This is a genomic window from Thalassobaculum sp. OXR-137 (assembly GCF_034377285.1).
Classification (GTDB): domain Bacteria; phylum Pseudomonadota; class Alphaproteobacteria; order Thalassobaculales; family Thalassobaculaceae; genus Thalassobaculum.
In genome coordinates this window covers 1,315,352-1,330,860 of the sequence record NZ_CP139715.1, presented here as the reverse complement: position 1 = coordinate 1,330,860, position 15,509 = coordinate 1,315,352, and the positions used below count along the sequence as shown (strand labels likewise).

16 protein-coding genes are annotated in these 15,509 nt (G+C 68.1%); 11 read left to right on the top strand and 5 right to left on the bottom strand.

The genetic code is table 11. From position 1 onward, the window contains the following. Positions 1-118: 118 nt before the first annotated feature. Both T8K17_RS06320 and T8K17_RS06315 read left to right on the top strand, forming a co-directional pair. On the top strand, positions 119-1,504 hold the full coding sequence (locus T8K17_RS06320) for a leucyl aminopeptidase family protein (protein ID WP_322333654.1): 1,386 nt from the start codon (positions 119-121) through the stop codon (positions 1,502-1,504). Positions 1,505-1,598: 94 nt separating this feature from the next. Then, entirely contained in the window at positions 1,599-1,991 is a 393-nt protein-coding gene (locus tag T8K17_RS06315) for a MarR family transcriptional regulator (RefSeq protein ID WP_322333653.1), read from the top strand. 39 nt (positions 1,992-2,030) lie between these two features. Here the strand turns inward: T8K17_RS06315 and T8K17_RS06310 are convergent, their stop codons facing one another. Further along, a complete protein-coding gene (locus T8K17_RS06310; RefSeq protein ID WP_322333652.1) occupies positions 2,031-2,828 on the bottom strand; it encodes a hypothetical protein in 798 nt (265 codons plus the stop codon). A gap of 58 nt (positions 2,829-2,886) precedes the next feature. Here T8K17_RS06310 and T8K17_RS06305 point away from each other — a divergent pair, with 58 nt between their 5' ends. Continuing rightward, on the top strand, positions 2,887-3,609 hold the full coding sequence (locus tag T8K17_RS06305) for a HAMP domain-containing sensor histidine kinase (protein ID WP_322333651.1): 723 nt from the start codon (positions 2,887-2,889) through the stop codon (positions 3,607-3,609). Between the two features lie 27 nt (positions 3,610-3,636). Here T8K17_RS06305 and T8K17_RS06300 read toward each other — a convergent pair whose 3' ends face one another. Then, positions 3,637-4,419, bottom strand: coding sequence for an alpha/beta hydrolase (locus tag T8K17_RS06300; protein ID WP_322333650.1), 783 nt, complete (start codon positions 4,417-4,419; stop codon positions 3,637-3,639). Positions 4,420-4,470: 51 nt separating this feature from the next. Between T8K17_RS06300 and T8K17_RS06295 the strand changes: the two genes are divergently transcribed. Both T8K17_RS06295 and T8K17_RS06290 read left to right on the top strand, forming a co-directional pair. Continuing rightward, the gene (locus T8K17_RS06295; protein ID WP_322333649.1) at positions 4,471-5,712 is read left to right on the top strand and encodes a glycosyltransferase family 4 protein; all 1,242 of its coding nucleotides are present in this window, start codon (positions 4,471-4,473) and stop codon (positions 5,710-5,712) included. Then, complete coding sequence (locus T8K17_RS06290) at positions 5,709-6,701, top strand: glycosyltransferase family 9 protein (protein ID WP_322333648.1); 993 nt, start codon at positions 5,709-5,711, stop codon at positions 6,699-6,701. Before T8K17_RS06295 ends, T8K17_RS06290 begins: the two co-directional genes overlap by 4 nt. Here T8K17_RS06290 and T8K17_RS06285 read toward each other — a convergent pair. Together T8K17_RS06285 and T8K17_RS06280 are read right to left on the bottom strand one after the other, a co-directional pair. Continuing rightward, positions 6,673-7,716 (bottom strand): nickel/cobalt transporter, encoded by a 1,044-nt coding sequence (locus T8K17_RS06285; RefSeq protein WP_322333647.1) that lies wholly within the window; start codon positions 7,714-7,716, stop codon positions 6,673-6,675. The two genes, T8K17_RS06290 and T8K17_RS06285, sit on opposite strands and share 29 nt — an antisense overlap. An 8-nt stretch (positions 7,717-7,724) precedes the next feature. Beyond that, positions 7,725-8,381, bottom strand: coding sequence for a DUF1007 family protein (locus tag T8K17_RS06280; protein WP_322333646.1), 657 nt, complete (start codon positions 8,379-8,381; stop codon positions 7,725-7,727). A 177-nt stretch (positions 8,382-8,558) separates the two neighbouring features. Here T8K17_RS06280 and T8K17_RS06275 point away from each other — a divergent pair, with 177 nt between their 5' ends. From T8K17_RS06275 to T8K17_RS06260, 4 genes are all read left to right on the top strand, one after another. After that, a complete protein-coding gene (locus T8K17_RS06275) occupies positions 8,559-8,951 on the top strand; it encodes a RidA family protein (RefSeq protein ID WP_322333645.1) in 393 nt (130 codons plus the stop codon). A 27-nt stretch (positions 8,952-8,978) separates the two neighbouring features. Continuing rightward, positions 8,979-9,626, top strand: coding sequence for a glutathione S-transferase (locus T8K17_RS06270; protein WP_322333644.1), 648 nt, complete (start codon positions 8,979-8,981; stop codon positions 9,624-9,626). Positions 9,627-9,718: 92 nt separating this feature from the next. Continuing rightward, a complete protein-coding gene (locus T8K17_RS06265) occupies positions 9,719-10,114 on the top strand; it encodes a RidA family protein (RefSeq protein ID WP_322333643.1) in 396 nt (131 codons plus the stop codon). Positions 10,115-10,138: 24 nt separating this feature from the next. Continuing rightward, positions 10,139-10,729 carry a hypothetical protein gene (locus tag T8K17_RS06260; protein WP_322333642.1) on the top strand — a complete coding sequence of 197 codons (591 nt, stop codon included), beginning with the start codon at positions 10,139-10,141 and terminating at the stop codon, positions 10,727-10,729. Between the two features lie 861 nt (positions 10,730-11,590). On the opposite strand, the gene T8K17_RS06255 is transcribed toward T8K17_RS06260, so the two are convergent. Continuing rightward, on the bottom strand, positions 11,591-12,643 hold the full coding sequence (locus T8K17_RS06255) for a 2OG-Fe(II) oxygenase (RefSeq protein WP_322333641.1): 1,053 nt from the start codon (positions 12,641-12,643) through the stop codon (positions 11,591-11,593). 321 nt (positions 12,644-12,964) lie between these two features. Here T8K17_RS06255 and thrS point away from each other — a divergent pair, with 321 nt between their 5' ends. Further along, positions 12,965-14,902: a threonine--tRNA ligase gene (gene thrS, locus T8K17_RS06250; protein WP_322333640.1), complete on the top strand. Its 1,938-nt coding sequence runs from the start codon at positions 12,965-12,967 to the stop codon at positions 14,900-14,902. A gap of 17 nt (positions 14,903-14,919) precedes the next feature. After that, complete coding sequence (infC, locus tag T8K17_RS06245) at positions 14,920-15,459, top strand: translation initiation factor IF-3 (protein WP_416153193.1); 540 nt, start codon at positions 14,920-14,922, stop codon at positions 15,457-15,459. Positions 15,460-15,509 lie beyond the last annotated feature (50 nt).

Genomic DNA, 15,509 nt, shown 5'->3' with positions numbered 1-15,509 from the left:
TTGCGCAGACCCCTCATGTGGGGTGCTTGCTTGTGCCTGTTAAGCCGCAGCGAGTATACCGAAAGAACGAAACTGTCACTGACCATTCGTCCGGTCGCCATCAGCCAGGAGCATCGCCGTGGCCTTCAACCTCGTCGCCCGCGCCACCGCCGGAACCATCCCGGTCACCCCGGTCACCGCTGACGGTCTGACGGAATGGGCGGTCGAAGCCGATGCGGCGACCAAGGCCTGGATCGCGGCCACCGGCTACAAGGCAAAGCCCGGCGAGACCTGCATCGTTCCCGGAAAATCCGGCGATATCGCCCGGGTTCTGGTCGGGGTCGAGACCGCCGATCGGATCGGCCTGTGGGAGTTCGCCGGCCTGCCCGCGAGCCTGCCCGCTGGGCGCTACGCGATCGACGCCGACCTTTCGTCCGAGGACGCCACCCGGGCGGCCACCGGCTGGGCGCTGGCGACCTACCGCTTCACCCGCTACACCGAGATGCCCGAGATCGAGGCGGAGCTGGTCTGGCCGAAGGGGGCGGACCGCGACCATGTGGAGAATATCGCCACCTCGACGACCCTCGCCCGCGACCTGATCAACACCCCGGGCTCCGACCTGCGGCCGAGCGATCTGGCCGAGGCGGCGAAGGCCCTGGCCAAGGAGTTCAAGGCGAAGATCGCCGTCACCGTCGGCGACCAGCTCCTGAAGAAGAACTACCCGACCATCCACATGGTCGGCCGCGGGGCGGAGGACGAGCCGCGCCTGATCGACATCGCCTGGGGCGACGCCAAGCACCCGAAGGTCACCCTGGTCGGCAAGGGCGTGTGCTTCGACACCGGCGGCTACGACCTGAAGCCGTCGAACGGCATGCTGACCATGAAGAAGGACATGGGCGGCTCCGCCCAGGTGCTGGCGCTGGCCCGCATGATCATGGCGGCGAACCTGCCGGTGCGCCTGCGCGTGCTCGTGCCGGCGGTCATGAACATGGTCTCCGGCAACGCCTTCCTGCCGATGGATATCTGCCGCACCCGCAAGGGCACGACGGTCGAGGTCGGCAATACCGACGCCGAGGGCCGGCTGGTCCTGTGCGACGCCCTGACCGAGGCGGACAGCGAGAAGCCGGATCTGCTGATCGACTTCGCCACCCTCACCGGCGCGGCGCGGGTGGCGCTCGGCCCGGACCTGCCGGCGCTGTTCTGCAACGACGATTCGCTGGCCGGGGAGATCCTCGCCGGCGGGCTCGCCGAGGAGGATCCGCTGTGGCGCCTGCCGCTGCACCAGCCCTACAAGGCCATGCTCAAGACCAAGATCGCGGACCTGTCGAACACCGGTTCCGGCCCCTATGGCGGCGCCATCACCGCGGCGCTTTTCCTGGAGCATTTCGTTTCCAAAACAACGCCCTGGATGCATGTGGATCTGATCGCCTGGAACCTGAGCGACCGGCCGGGAAGGCCTCAGGGCGGCGAGGCTCAGGGCATCCGCGCGACCTTCAACACGATCAAGGCGCGGTTCGGCGGCTGACGGGTCGACTGGTATCGAAACGATCGCTCTTCCCTTTGCCGCCAAGCACATGTATCTTCGATCCGCTTCCGGAATGACCGGGGAAGGCCCGTCGATGCACCGATCCGATCAGCAGCACCGCGTTCTCAACCTGTGGAGAGCCGCCACCGTTCAGAGCGTGCGCCGGGACGGACCCGACCTCACCGCGCGGCAGATGGGCCTGCTGCTGACCGTCTATCTCACCACGCCGCCCCATACGGTGCGCGGCCTCGCCGTCGCCCTGAACATCTCCAAGCCGGCGGTGACCCGGGCGCTCGACCGGCTGTGCACCCTCGGCTTCCTGCGCCGCAAGGTGGACGAGGAGGACCGGCGCAGCGTGCTGGTCCAGCGCACGGTGAAGGGCTCGGTCTTCCTGTCGGAATTCGCCGGTCTGATCCTGAGCGCGGAAGCGGGCCGCAGCGCCGACCTGCCCGACGAGATGACGGAGGATCAGGCGCTGGTCGTCTGACGGCGCCGGATCTATCCGCCCTGACCTACCCGCCCTGGCCTACTGGGCCACGTCCAGGGCTTCGAGCCGGGCCCGCGCCGCATCGCCGACCATCCCGTCCGGCGCGATCTCCAGCACCTTGATCCAAGCCCGCCGGGCGGCCGGCTTGTCCCCGGCGATCTGATCGAGGATGCCCCGCTCGAGCCATGCCCCCGGCGCGTCGGGATCGACGGCCAGGGCGCGGGTGACATCGTCGCGGGCGAGGTCCGGCACGCCGAGATAGCGATAGGCCGACGCCCGGTACAGCAGTAGCTCCACGTCCTTCGGCGCGCCCTGCAGAGCCATGTCGAGATCGTCCACCGCCGCCCAGTAGTCGCCGAGCGCGAGAGACGCCACCGCCCGGTCGGCCCGGAGCTGGGGGTCGTTCGGCCGGACATTGATCACCAGGGACAGGAGCTGCGCCGACCGCTCCGCCCGGCCCGCCATCATCCAGCCCTGCGCCGCCTGGGCGATCAGGCCGAGGCGCAGGTCGACCCGCGCATCCGGCACCTCGCCCGCCAGCTTCTCCAGGCGGGTCGCGGCTTCCTCGAACGCATCCAGGCCGAGCAGGGCGACCGCCGCACAATGCCGGGCCGGCAAGCCGCCGCCCGCCTTGTGCCAGTCCAGGGCCGCCTCGTAAGCCGCCTTGGGCTCGCTGCGCGCCTGATTCAGGCAGGCGTCGTACATCGCCTCCTGGCTGGTGCTGCCGTCGCTCTGGGCCAAGACCGCCCCGACGTGACCGAAAACCAGCCCCACAATCGCCAAGATCAGGGCCGTCTTCTTTACCGGATGGTAAGAGAGGATGGTGGAAACTTGCATCATGATGTCAAAAGAACGTCCAAATGAACTCGGCGACTCCTCTGGCGAGTCCTCCCGTTTGACGCCGGACGCCGCGGCCCAGCTGCGGGAGATCGCCCATGAGCTCCGCAATCCGCTGAACGCCCTGTCGGCCATCATGGAGATCATGAAAGACGAGCGTTTCGGCCCCCTGGGGAACGCACGCTATCAGGAATACGCGGCGCTGGCGCATGACGCGACCACAAAAATGATCGGTCTCTGCGACCGGCTCGTTCAGGCGCCGATGGCCCGCTCCAAGGCGTCGGCGGTCTCGGTCGGCGCGCTGCTGAACGACCTCGCCGCCATGTACGGCCCCATGGCCGAGGCCAGGGGGCTAACCCTCGCAGTCGACATTCAGGCGGATCTGCCGGAGCTCGCCGTCGATACCGCCTCGCTCGGCACGGTGCTGAACAATCTGCTGACCAATGCCATCAAGTTCACGCCGCGGGGCGGCCGGGTGTCGCTGATCGCCCGGCGCGAGCCGCTGGAGAACGTGGCCATGTTCGTGGTCTCCGATAACGGCATCGGCATGGATCCGACCGTGCTTGCGGCGCAGATGGCCCCGGTCGATCCCCACGACCGCTCGGCGACCACCGTCGGTCCGCACGGCGATACCGGTTCCGGCCTCGGCCTCATCATTGCCCGGCGCACGGTGGCCGAGCTCGGCGGCACCCTGGAGTTCCGCTCGGGCAAGGAGTCCGGGACCTGCGCCATTATCCGCCTGCCCCTTCGGTCGGCGGATCCGCAGGACATATCGTCCTAGCGAACGCCTCACGCCGGGGATCGCCCCTCAGCCGCCGGACAGCTCGGCGACCGCGGCGGCCAGAAGAGCGATATCGCGGTCGGTCGAGAGCCGATGATCGCCGTCCTTGACCAGATGAACCTGCACGTCGTCGGTCTCCAGCCGCTCCGCCAGCAGAAGCGACAGACGGTGGGGGACGCTGGTATCCCGCATTCCGTGGAGCAGCCGCACCGGCACCCGGATCGGGATCGGCCCGCGCATGATCAGATGGTTCCGGCCCTCCTCGATCAGGTCCATGGTGATCGTGTAGGGCTCCTCTGAATACTCCGACGGCTCCAGATAGACCCGGTCGGTTATAAGCGTCTGACGGACCGCCTCGTCGAATTCCGCCCACATCAGATCCTCGGTGAAGTCCGGTGCCGCGGCGATGCCGACCAGCCCCGCCATCCGCTGCGGCCGGGCGATCGCCAGCAGCAGCGCGATCCAGCCGCCCATGGAGGATCCCACCACCACGACCGGACCGGAGGTCACCGCGTCGAGGATGGCCAGCGCATCCGACGTCCATTTGCCGATGGTCCCGTCGCGGAACGCGCCGGAGGACTGGCCGTGACCGCGATAGTCGAATCGGGTGAAGGCCTGGCCCCGCTCTTGCGCCAGCGCTTCCAGTGCCAGGGCCTTGGTGCCGGTCATGTCGGACATGAATCCGCCGCAGAACAGGATCCCGGGCTCCCGCCCCGGCATGTGATGATAGGCGAGGGTCTCGCCGTCCTGCGTGGCCAGGGTCCGGGGTGCCGATGAAGGCGTTTCACCATGCTGTGACGAAGGCGTCATTGTGCTAGGGTCCCTTCTCGATTTGGACCGTACCGATTGCTGGAATTGCCGGTGACAGAGCCGTTGGAGGCCGGCGCGAGCGCCGCGCCCGATCCTAACATTTTCCCCGAAGATTTCGAGGCGTTCCGGCCCAGTCACGGCGGAATGGGCCCGACGGTGCTGCAGGTTCTGCCGGCCCTGGTTTCCGGCGGCGTGGAGCGGGGCACGGTCGACATGGCGCGGGCCATCGTCCAGGCCGGCTGGCGGTCGCTCGTGGTCTCGCGGGGCGGCCCGATGGTGCACGAACTGGAGCGGGTCGGCGCCACTCACATCGAATTGCCGGTGCATTCGAAGAATCCGCTGCACTGGCGCGCCACGTTCGATTCGCTGGTCGACGTGATCCATCGCGAGCGGGTCGACCTGGTCCACGCGCGCTCCCGCCTGCCCGCCTGGCACGCGATGAGGGCGGCGGCGCACAACCGGGTGCCGTTCGTGACCACCTTCCACCAGCGCCCGGCCGCCTCCACCGCCCTGAAGCGGGCCTACAATTCGGTGATGGTGCGTGGCGAGCGGGTGATCGCGATCTCCCACTACATCGCCGAGCGGCTGCTCGCCGACTACAGGCTGGACCCGGCCCGGCTGCGGGTGATCCCGCGCGGGGTGGATCTGGAGATGTTCGATCCGGACAAGGTGCCGGCCGAGCGGATGATCCGGCTGGTCAACAAATGGCGCCTGCCGGACGGCGTGCCCATCGTGATGATGCCGGGGCGGATCACCGCCTGGAAGGGCCACAAGCTGTTGATCGACGCGCTGGCCCGGCTGGAGCGGGGCTCGTTCCACTGCCTGATGGTCGGCGACGATACCGCCCGGCCCGAGGCGAAGAAGGCGCTGGAGGCCCATGCCCATGCCAGCGGCGTCGGCGGCTTTGTCCACTTCGTCGGCCGCACCGACGACATGCCGGCCGCCTACAAGCTGGCCGACGTGGTGGTCTCCGCCAGCCTCGACCCCGAGCCGTTCGGCCGGGTGATGATCGAGGCCCAGGCCATGGGCCGGCCCATCGTCGCCGCCGATCATGGCGGCGCGCGAGAGACGGTCATCGTGGGCGAGACCGGCTGGCTGGTGACCCCGGGCGACGTCGCCGCCCTGGCCGACGGCCTGCGCATCGCGCTGACCCTGGACGAGGAGGACCGGGCGCGGATCTCCGCCCGGGCCATCGCCCATGTGCGGGAGAACTTCTCGCGCTACCAGATGTGCGCCCGCACCCTGGCGGTCTATACCGAGGTTCTGTCGGAACGGGGTTGCGAACGCCTATGACCGATGCGGCGGCGATGGAGCGCGTGCTGGTCATCAAGCTCGGCGCGCTGGGAGATTTTCTGCTCGCGCTCGGCCCGATGCAGGCGATCCGCCGGGCCCATCCCGCGGCCCGCCTGACGCTGCTGACCCGCACCGCCTATCGCGGCCTGGCGGAGGCCAGCGGGCTGTTCGACACGATCTGGATCGATCCCGCACCCAAGCTCAACCCCCTTGCCTGGCTGGCGCTGCGTCAAAAGCTGCGGGGCGGGCGGTTCCAGCGGGTCTACGACCTGCAGACCTCCGACCGCTCTGCCGCGTATTTCCGGTTGATGGGGGGAGCCGGCGGGCCGCAATGGTCGGGCAAGGTGCCGGGCTGCAGCCACCGCCATGTCTACCAAGCCCCGTCGCCGCTGCACACCGTCGACCGCCAGCGCGAACAGTTGGCGGTCGCCGGAATTACCGACGTTCCACTGTCCGATCTGAGCTTCCTCGACGCCCCGATCGCCGACCGCCTGCCCGCCAGGCCCTTCGCGCTGCTGATCCCCGGCGCCTCCCCCGGCCGGCCCGCCAAGCGTTGGCCGGCGGACAGGTTCGGCGCGCTGGCGTCCCGGCTCGACGCGCGGGGGCTGGGCAGCGTTGTGGCCGGCACCGACGGGGAAAGCGGGCTTGCCCATGCGATCCAGGCCCAGGCACCGGAGGCGCTGGACCTGACCGGGGCGACCAGCCTGGCGGACCTGGCCGCCGTCGCCCGGGCGGCCCGGCTGGTGATCGGCAACGATACCGGCCCGACCCATCTGGCGGCTCTCGCCGGCGCGCCGACGCTGGCCCTGTTCTCCGCCGACAGCGATCCCGGCCGCACCGGGCCGCGCGGGCCGCATACCCGCTGGCTGCAGCGGGACGACCTAGCGGACCTGGACGAGGCGGCGGTGCTGGCGGCGATCGGCGACTGGGTGACCGACGATCCGCGACTGACGGGCGACCTTACCGGAGCGGATGCGCCGGGGCGGTGAGCACCGCCTGCAGCAGCAACAGTCCCAGCACCAGGATCGCCAGCCCGCCGAGAACGGCCACCGCTTCGGAGGCGAGCGAGAGGCGTCCGGCATGATCCGGCAGGCGGGCGGCCAGCCGCCGGGCGAGATCGCGGGCGAAGACCGACAGCGAGGCCAGGAACCCGACCGTGATCGCCGTGCCCACGGACATCGCCAGCACCGAGGCCATGCCGGTCAGCCGCAACCCCATCGAATAGGCCACCACCAGCACCAGCACCGCGCCGCTGCATGGCCGGATGCCGATCGACACCACCAGGGCCGCCGCGCTGCGCAGGCTCAGGGGGGCGGCCAGATCCTCGCGGGCCGGCCCATGGGAATGGCCGCAATGACCGTGGTCGTGCCCGTGATCATGGTCGTGCGCATGATCGTGGGCATGGGCATGAGCATGGCCGTGATGATGATCGTGGTGGTCGTGGGATGCTCCGTATTCCGTCAGCCCGGCAAGCAGCCGGCGGCCGCGGGTGAAGACCAGACCGGCGCCGACCAGGGCGATCAGCCCGTAGCTTGCCGCCTCCAGGCTCGGGACCACGCCTTCGGCCTGGCGCATGGTCAGCCCGAGCACGCGGACCGTCGCCTCCACAAGCAGGATGGCGACGATGCCCTGCACCAGGGCCGCGGCGGCGGACAGCAGCAGCCCGCGCTTCAGCTCGCTCTCCTGGGTCAGCAGATAGGTGGAGATCACCACCTTGCCGTGCCCGGGCCCGGCGGCGTGGAAGATGCCGTAGAGGAAGCTCAGCCCGACCAGGGTCCAGGCGGCCACCATGCCTTCGTCGCGCACGGCGGCGATGGCCGCGGCGAGCCCCCGGTGCAGCTCGCGCTGGATCGCCTGGATCTCGAAAGCCACATACGACCAGTACGGGATCGCCAGGTCGAACTGCGGTGCAAAGGCCAGCAGGATCGCGGCGCAGACCAGCAGAACCAGAGCGACCGCGGGAAAGAGGGTGCGCGCATTCACGCGCGGCTCGCTCGTGGACATCGGCGGGCTCATTTGCAGGTGACGATCACAGTCTCGGCGAACTGGGCGCCGAGCGTGTCGTCGGCGGTGGCGTCCTTGTCGAGCGACTGGGCCAGGGCTATGGCATCCATGTCCGGGGCCGGCTGGACGATCCGCGCCCCGCATCCGGTCGCATTCGGCCCCTTAAAGGCGACCACGTCGCCCTCCAGATGCAGCATCTCGATGTAGTAGGTCGGATCGAAGACGGCGATATCGAGGTCGTGGCCGCGCGGATCGACGGGTTGCTTCAGCGGCACCGTGAAGCGGTAGATCAACCGGTCGCCGGACATCTGGGAGGTGTAGCCGCCCGCCACATCGGCCAGCGCGAGGCGCGCGCCGTCGGCCCGCACCCGCATGAAATAGTCGTATTCCCGCAGGTTGCGCATGCTCTCGTCCATGAGATCCGCCAGCGCCTTGCGTCCCTTGGCCGAGGCCGGATCCGCGCCGCCGGTCACATAGGCGGAGTAGATCGGATCGAACAGCCATTCCTGCTCGACCGCCGCCACCCGCCCGGCCTCGTCGGTCACCACGGTCGTGCGCACGTCGATCCACACATGCGGGTGGGCCTCCGCGCCGCGTCCGCCGGCCACGCCCAGCACGAGAACCAGGGCCGTTCCGATCAGAAATTTACGCCAGTGCCGCAGCATCGCCGTCTCCCGAATACCCGCCCCCAGGTTCGCCGGCGGCACTCTACAGCGCCGCGCCCGCGAAGTGAATCGGGCTGTCGGCGCAAGACGCCCCCTACGCCCGCAGCCGGATCTGCGCTTCAATGGCCCGCCCGCGCCGCCGGTGCGGATCTTCCACCCAAATGCGGAGAGCGACCGATGACGCAGACCCCTCTCGACCCCGCCGGCATGGCGGTCATGGGCACCCCGAACTACACCCACGCCATGGTCACCGAAGGGGTGAGCAAGTGGCTCCACATCGCCGGCCAGGTCGGAGTCCTGCCCGACGGCACCACCGCGTCCGGCACCCTCGCCCAGTGCCGCCAGGCCTTCGCCAATATCGGCATGCTGCTGGACGGCGCCGGGATGACCAAGGACGACGTCGCCCATCTGCGGATCTACCTGATCGACCGCGACGACATCCTGGCCCTGCGCCAGGCCCGCACCGAGTTCTTCGGCGAGGACAAGGTCATCCCGAGCACCCTGATCCTGGTCTCCGGCCTGGTCCTGCCGGAATGGCGGGTCGAACTGGAAATCGTCGCCGCCCGCTGAGCGCCGGCGCTGTCGAGGAGAGATCCGATGCTGACGGTCTGGGGACGCCGCGATGCGTTCAATGTGCAGAAGGTTCTGTGGTTCATCGGCGAGTTGGGGCTGGAGCACCGGCATATCCCGGCCGGCGGCGACCATGGCGGGCTCGACGATCCCGCCTTCCGGGCGATGAACCCCCATGGCCGGGTGCCGGTGATCGACGACGGCGGCACGGTGGTCTGGGAATCCCACACCATCCTGCGCTATCTCGCCGCCCGGTACGGCAAGGACGCGTACTGGTCGCAGGATCCGGGCGAGCGGTCGCGGGCGGAGCGCTGGATGGACTGGTCCGGTACCACCCTGCAGCCGGACTTCCTGACCGGCGTGTTCTGGGGCTTCTACCGGACCCCGGCCGAGCAGCGGGACACTGCCGCCGTGGCGCAGAAACTGGCGCGCTGCGCCGCCCATATGCGGCTCCTCGACGCCGAGCTGGCGACCCGGCCCTGGCTCGGCGGCGACCGCTTCGGGCTGGCCGACATCCCGGCCGGCACCAACCTGTTCCGCTATTTCGGCATCCCGATCGAGCGGCCGCCGGTCCCCCATGTGGAGGACTGGTACCGCCGCCTGCAGGAACGTCCGGCCTATCGGGAGCATGTCATGCTGCCCTTCGACCACATGGCCGGACGGTTGAGCTACTGATCGGCTCACTGCAACTTTAGAACACATCAATGCAGTTTAAGGTTGCTTTAATCGCAAAAACCCTATAATCTCTTCAAATCGGCGAGGCGACGATGACGACCACCACCCACGATCCGGACACCGTACCCAATCTCGGCATCCCCACCTTCACCCAGGGCCTGATGGTGCAAGGAGTAAAGGACTGGCTCATTCTGTCGGGCCAGATCGGGCTGAAGGCGGACGGCACGCTGGCCGGGCGGGATACCGAAACCCAGATCCGGCAGGCTTTTGCCAATATCGCCAACCTGCTGGCGGATGCCGGACTGACCCTCGACGACCTTGTATTCCTGCGGTTCTACCTGACCGACGCGGCCGACATTCCGACCATGCGGACCACCCGCAACGAGTTCCTGGGCAGCCGCAAGGTGCCGAGCACCCTGCTGGTGATCTCCGCCCTCGCCAACCCGGACTGGACGGTCGAGATCGAGGCGGTGGCCGCACGACGATGATGTCTCCAGCCAGGGAGTTTCAGCATGCTGATCACCGCCGACGACTACCTGCCGATCGCCCGGCGTTTCGAAGGTGACATTCCCTGGCTCTATCTGGACACGGTGGGCAAGGTCACCATCGGCATCGGCCACATGATCCCGACCGCCGCCGCGGTCTCGGCCCTTCCTCTGGGGCGCAACGGACAGGCGGCGAGCGAGGCGGACAAGCAGACGGCCTACGGCGCCGTCGCCGCGGCGACCGACCGGTCGCCGCGGGGCGCCAATGCGTTTCAGGACCTGTCGGACCTGCGCATCACGCCGGAGCAGTCGGCCGACCTGTTCCGGGGCAAGTTCGCCGAGATCTTCGGCGAGGCGCAGCGGCTGTTCCAGGACGTCGGCGGCGGCTTCGCGGCCTGGCCGACCCGGGTTCAGCTCGCCACCTTCGACATGGCCTACAATCTCGGGCCCCAGGGGCTCTTCAGGAACTTCCCCACCTTCCGCACCAAGGGACTGGCGCTGCACGACTATCTGGTCTGCGCCCAGGAAAGCCGCCGGATCGGCCCGTCACCGTCCCGCAACGCCTGGACTCGCGACCAGTTCGAAGCCGCCGCGCAAGAGGCCAAGCGGCCGGCATGATGGCCGGCACCGGTACCCGAGGATCCGCTGATCCGATGTCCCTCCTATCCAACACGACCCCCATCCGACTTCCTGGAAGCCGCCCGGACTTGATCCGGGAGGCTGTCCAGAACCCTGGGACCGACGCCGGGGCACGGTCCTGGATCGCTGCGGGCTGCGCCCTTCGCGTCCAGGAGGTCGGGTAAATAGAGAAAAGGCGAGGGAGCGGGAGAGGGACGATAAAAGCCGCCAGATCACGGGTTCCTCTGCAGATGTCCCTCTTATCCGACACCACCCCTATCCGATTTCCTGGAAGCCGCCCGGACCTCATCCGGGGGGCTGTCCAGGACCCAGGGATCGACGCTGGGGCTCGGTCGTGGATCGCTGCGGGCTGCGCCCTTCGCGTCCAGGAAGTCGGAGAAATAGGGAGCGGGAGAGGCAGAGGGACGATAAAAGCCGCCAGATCGCGCGCCCCTCTTCAGACCTCCCTCTTATCCGACACCACCCCTTCTATTATCCAACACGACCCCCATCCGACTTCCTGGAAGCCGCCCGGACTTGGTCCGGGAGGCTGTCCAGGACCCAGGGATCGACGCCGCGGCTCGGTCCTGGATCGCTGCGGGCTGCGCCCTCCGCGTCCAGGAAGTCGGGGAAAAGGGAGAGGGAGAGGCAGAGGGAGGATAAAAGCCGCCAATTCGCGCGCGCCTCTTCAGACCTCCCTCTTATCCGACACCACCCCTATCCGACTTCCTGGAAGCCGCCCGGACTTGATCCGGGGGGCTGTCCAGGATCCTGGGACCGACGCCGGGGCTCGGTCCTGGATCGCTGCGGGCTGCGCCCTTCGCGTCCAGGAAGTCGGAGAAAGGGGAGACCCGAAGCCCCTTACGTCTCGCCGAACAGGAACGCCAGCAGCGCGAAGCGGCGGCCGGAGCGCATCGGCATCACCTCGTGCAGCAGCGAACAGGAGAACACGATCGCCGACCCCGCCGGCGGCTTGTAGATCGCTTCCGAGAATTCCGGAAAACGGATCTCCGCCCCCTCGTACTCGTCGCTGTTCAGATTGATCGTCACCGCGAACCGCCGATGGGCGACCACCGGCTGGGTGTTGTCCCGGTGGCCGTGCTTGGAGCCCTTCTGCGCCCCCTCGTAGCGGGCGATGCGATAGCGCTCGTGGCGGGTGACCCGGTAGTTGAAGGCGCGCTGGATCTCCGGGATCAGGCGCGGGCCGATGCGGGCGTCGATGATGTTGTTGGTCTCCTGGGAGCAGACCCAGTGGTCGATCCGGTCGTCGCGGCCGTAATCCGGGATCCGCATCTTGCAGTCGGTGGTGCGGCCCTGGAGCTGGTTGTGCCCGGGCTCGACGAACTCGTTGCCCTGCATCGCAAAGATATTGATCAGCCGCTTGCAGTCGGCGTCGTTGAACACGTCCGGCACGACCAGCACCGGCGGATGCATCACCGGCACCAGACCGGCGCGGCGGCGCTCGACCATCGGCCGGACGACCGCCAGGACCGCCTCGGCCGGATTGCCGTCCTGCGGGCCGATCCGCGCCGCCAGGTGCTGGTTAGGCCCGACCAGGAGCAGCACGGGACCGCCGCCGGTGACCTTGCCCAGGGCGACGGTCAGCCCCGCCAGCCGCGAGGCGGTGCCGTCCGGATCGCTCAGAACGGCGAAGGGGAACTCGCCCTTGGCCGCGCCGGACAGCACGATCCGCACCCGCACCCCCAGAGCATCCAGATCGTCGCGCCGCGCCGCCAGGGCGTCGACCGCCGGCTTGCCGGTCTTCGGATCGCCGGCGAAGACGAGGAGATCGATGTTGCCGGACTCGTCGTCGGCATGGACGTCGAACGGCTCGCCGTTGCGCCGCTTCAGCGGCAGCGTGGGCACGATATCGCCGACATCGAGGGCGGGAAGCGGTCGCATCTGGGTCGTCATCGCGGATCTCGGTGGCTCGTTCGGTTGGGGCGAGTGAACCTGTTCGCCTCGGGCTGTGCAAGACCGAGCTCGGAGCGCCCGTTACGCCCGGCCCTTGCCTCGCACCGCCGAGGCGCGTAAAACCCGGACGAACGCAACGAAACCGGACGAACCCATGCACCCGCAGGGTCTCATCACTACTTGGACGCTGACTATCTGGCCGTCTCGGACGGCTGGCGCATTCCTGCGCGCGTCCGAGGCGGCATGACGCCTGAGCGGAGGCCCTGAGGGGCCGGACCGCTTCCGCCCGCTCTGCCCCCGGTTTCGACAAAGAGAACTCCAATGCCCGCCATCACGCTTCCCGACGGTTCCGTCCGTTCCTACGACGCGCCGGTCACGCCCGCCGCCGTCGCCGCCGATATCGGCCCCGGCCTGGCCAAGGCCGCCTTCATCGCCGAGGTCGACGGCAAGCCGGTCGATCTCGACCACCTGATCTCCGAGGACGCCAATCTGGCGCTGGTCACCCGCAAGGACGACAAGGCGCTGGCGCATATCCGGCACGACTGCGCCCATATCCTGGCCGAGGCGGTGCTGGAGCTGTATCCCGGCACGCAGGTGACGATCGGCCCGTCGATCGAGAACGGCTTCTATTACGACTTCTACCGCGAGCAGCCCTTCACGCCGGACGATCTGGAGACGATCGAACAGCGCATGCACGAGATCGTCGACCGCGACGAGAAGATCGTGCGCGAGGAATGGACCCGCGACCAGGCGGTTGAGCACTACAAGGCGACGAACGAGCCGTTCAAGGTCGAGCTGACGGAAGCGATCCCCCAGGGCGAGACGATCAGCTTCTACCGCCAGGGCAACTTCCTTGACCTGTGCCGCGGCCCGCACGGCCCGTCCACCAAGGGCGTGGGCCATGCCTTCAAGCTGATGCGGGTGGCCGGTGCCTACTGGCGCGGCGACGCCAAGCGCGAGCAGCTCCAGCGGATCTACGGCACGGCCTTCGCGGACGAGAAGGCACTCCAGGCCCATCTGACGATGATCGAAGAGGCCGAGAAGCGCGACCACCGCCGGCTCGGCCGCGAGCTCGACCTGTTCCACATCCAGGAAGAGGCGGTCGGCTCGGTGTTCTGGCACCCCAAGGGCTGGACGCTGTACCGCGAGATCGAGATGTATATCCGGCGCCGCCTCGAAGCGTCCGGCTATCAGGAGATCAAGACGCCGCAGCTCATCGACCGGGCGCTGTGGGAGGCCTCGGGCCACTGGGACAAGTTCCGCGAGGCCATGTTCACGGCCAATTCCGAGGACGACAGGGTCCTGGCGCTGAAGCCGATGAACTGCCCGGGCCATGTCCAGGTCTACAAGCAGGGGCTCAAGTCCTACCGCGACCTGCCGCTGCGCCTGGCCGAATTCGGCTCCTGCCACCGCAACGAGCCGTCGGGCGCGCTGCACGGCATCATGCGGGTGCGCGCCTTCACCCAGGACGACGCGCATATCTTCTGCACGGAAGACCAGATCACCGACGAGAGCATCCGGTTCTGCGACCTGCTGAAATCGATCTATGCCGATTTCGGCTTCCAGGACATCCGCATCAAGTTCTCCGACCGTCCCGAGGTCCGGGCCGGCGAGGATACGGTGTGGGACCGGGCCGAGGGCGCGCTGCGCGAGGCCTGCGACGCCGCCGGGCTGGAGACGACCCTGAACCCGGGCGAGGGCGCCTTCTACGGCCCGAAGCTGGAGTTCGTGCTGCGCGATGCCATCGGCCGCGACTGGCAGTGCGGCACGCTGCAGGTCGACTTCGTGCTGCCGGAGCGGCTGGACGCCACCTATGTGGCCGAAAGCGGCGAACGCAAGCGGCCGGTCATGCTGCACCGGGCGATCTTCGGCTCCATGGAGCGCTGGATCGGCATTCTGATCGAGCAGTTCTCCGGTCGGTTCCCCATGTGGCTGGCCCCGGTCCAGGTCGTCGTCGCGACGATCACCGACGCCGCCGACGACTACGCGCGCGAGGTTGCCGCCGCCTGCAAGGCCGCCGGACTTCGTGTCGCTCTGGACTTACGGAACGAAAAGATTAACTACAAGGTCCGCGAACATTCCGAGGCAAAGGTGCCGGCGCTGCTTGTCGTCGGCGCCCGCGAAGCCGAAGGAAAGCAAGTCGCGGTCCGCCGTCTCGGCGGCAAGGCGCAGGAAATCCTTGCTCTCGACGACGCCGTTCATAGACTAAAGGATGAAGCGGCGGCCCCGGATCGTTCCGCCAGCCGCTCCGCTGAATGAAACACAGGAGGTAACCTATCGCCAGACCACCTTTTAATACGACCCCGCCGCAAAAGGACGGCCCTCGGGTCAACCGTGACATCCGCGTGCCGAAGGTGCGCTGCGTCGGTCCCGATGGCGACATGCTGGGCGTGATGAGCGTCGACGAGGCCATCGCGCAGGCCGAAGGCTTCGGCCTTGACCTGGTCGAGGTGTCACCGAATGCCGATCCGCCGGTCTGTAAGATCCTGGATTACGGCAAGTTCAAGTACGAGGCTCAGAAGAAAAAGAACGAAGCCAAGAAGAAGCAGAAGGTCATCGAGGTCAAAGAGATCAAGATGCGCCCGAATATCGACGAGCACGACTACCAGACGAAGATGCGCAGCGTGAACCGCTTCCTCAGCGACGGGGACAAGGTCAAGCTGACAATGCGCTTCCGGGGTCGTGAGATGGCGCACCAGGAGATCGGTCTGAACGTGCTCAAGCGCGTGCAGGAAGAGGTCGCCGAGGTCGCCAAGGTCGAGGCGCATCCCAAGCTCGAGGGCCGGCAGATGATTATGGTGGTCGCGCCGCGCTAAGCGCCGCCGACAGCCGCAGGAAACGCCGCAGTAAGGAAGCCGACAGTCAG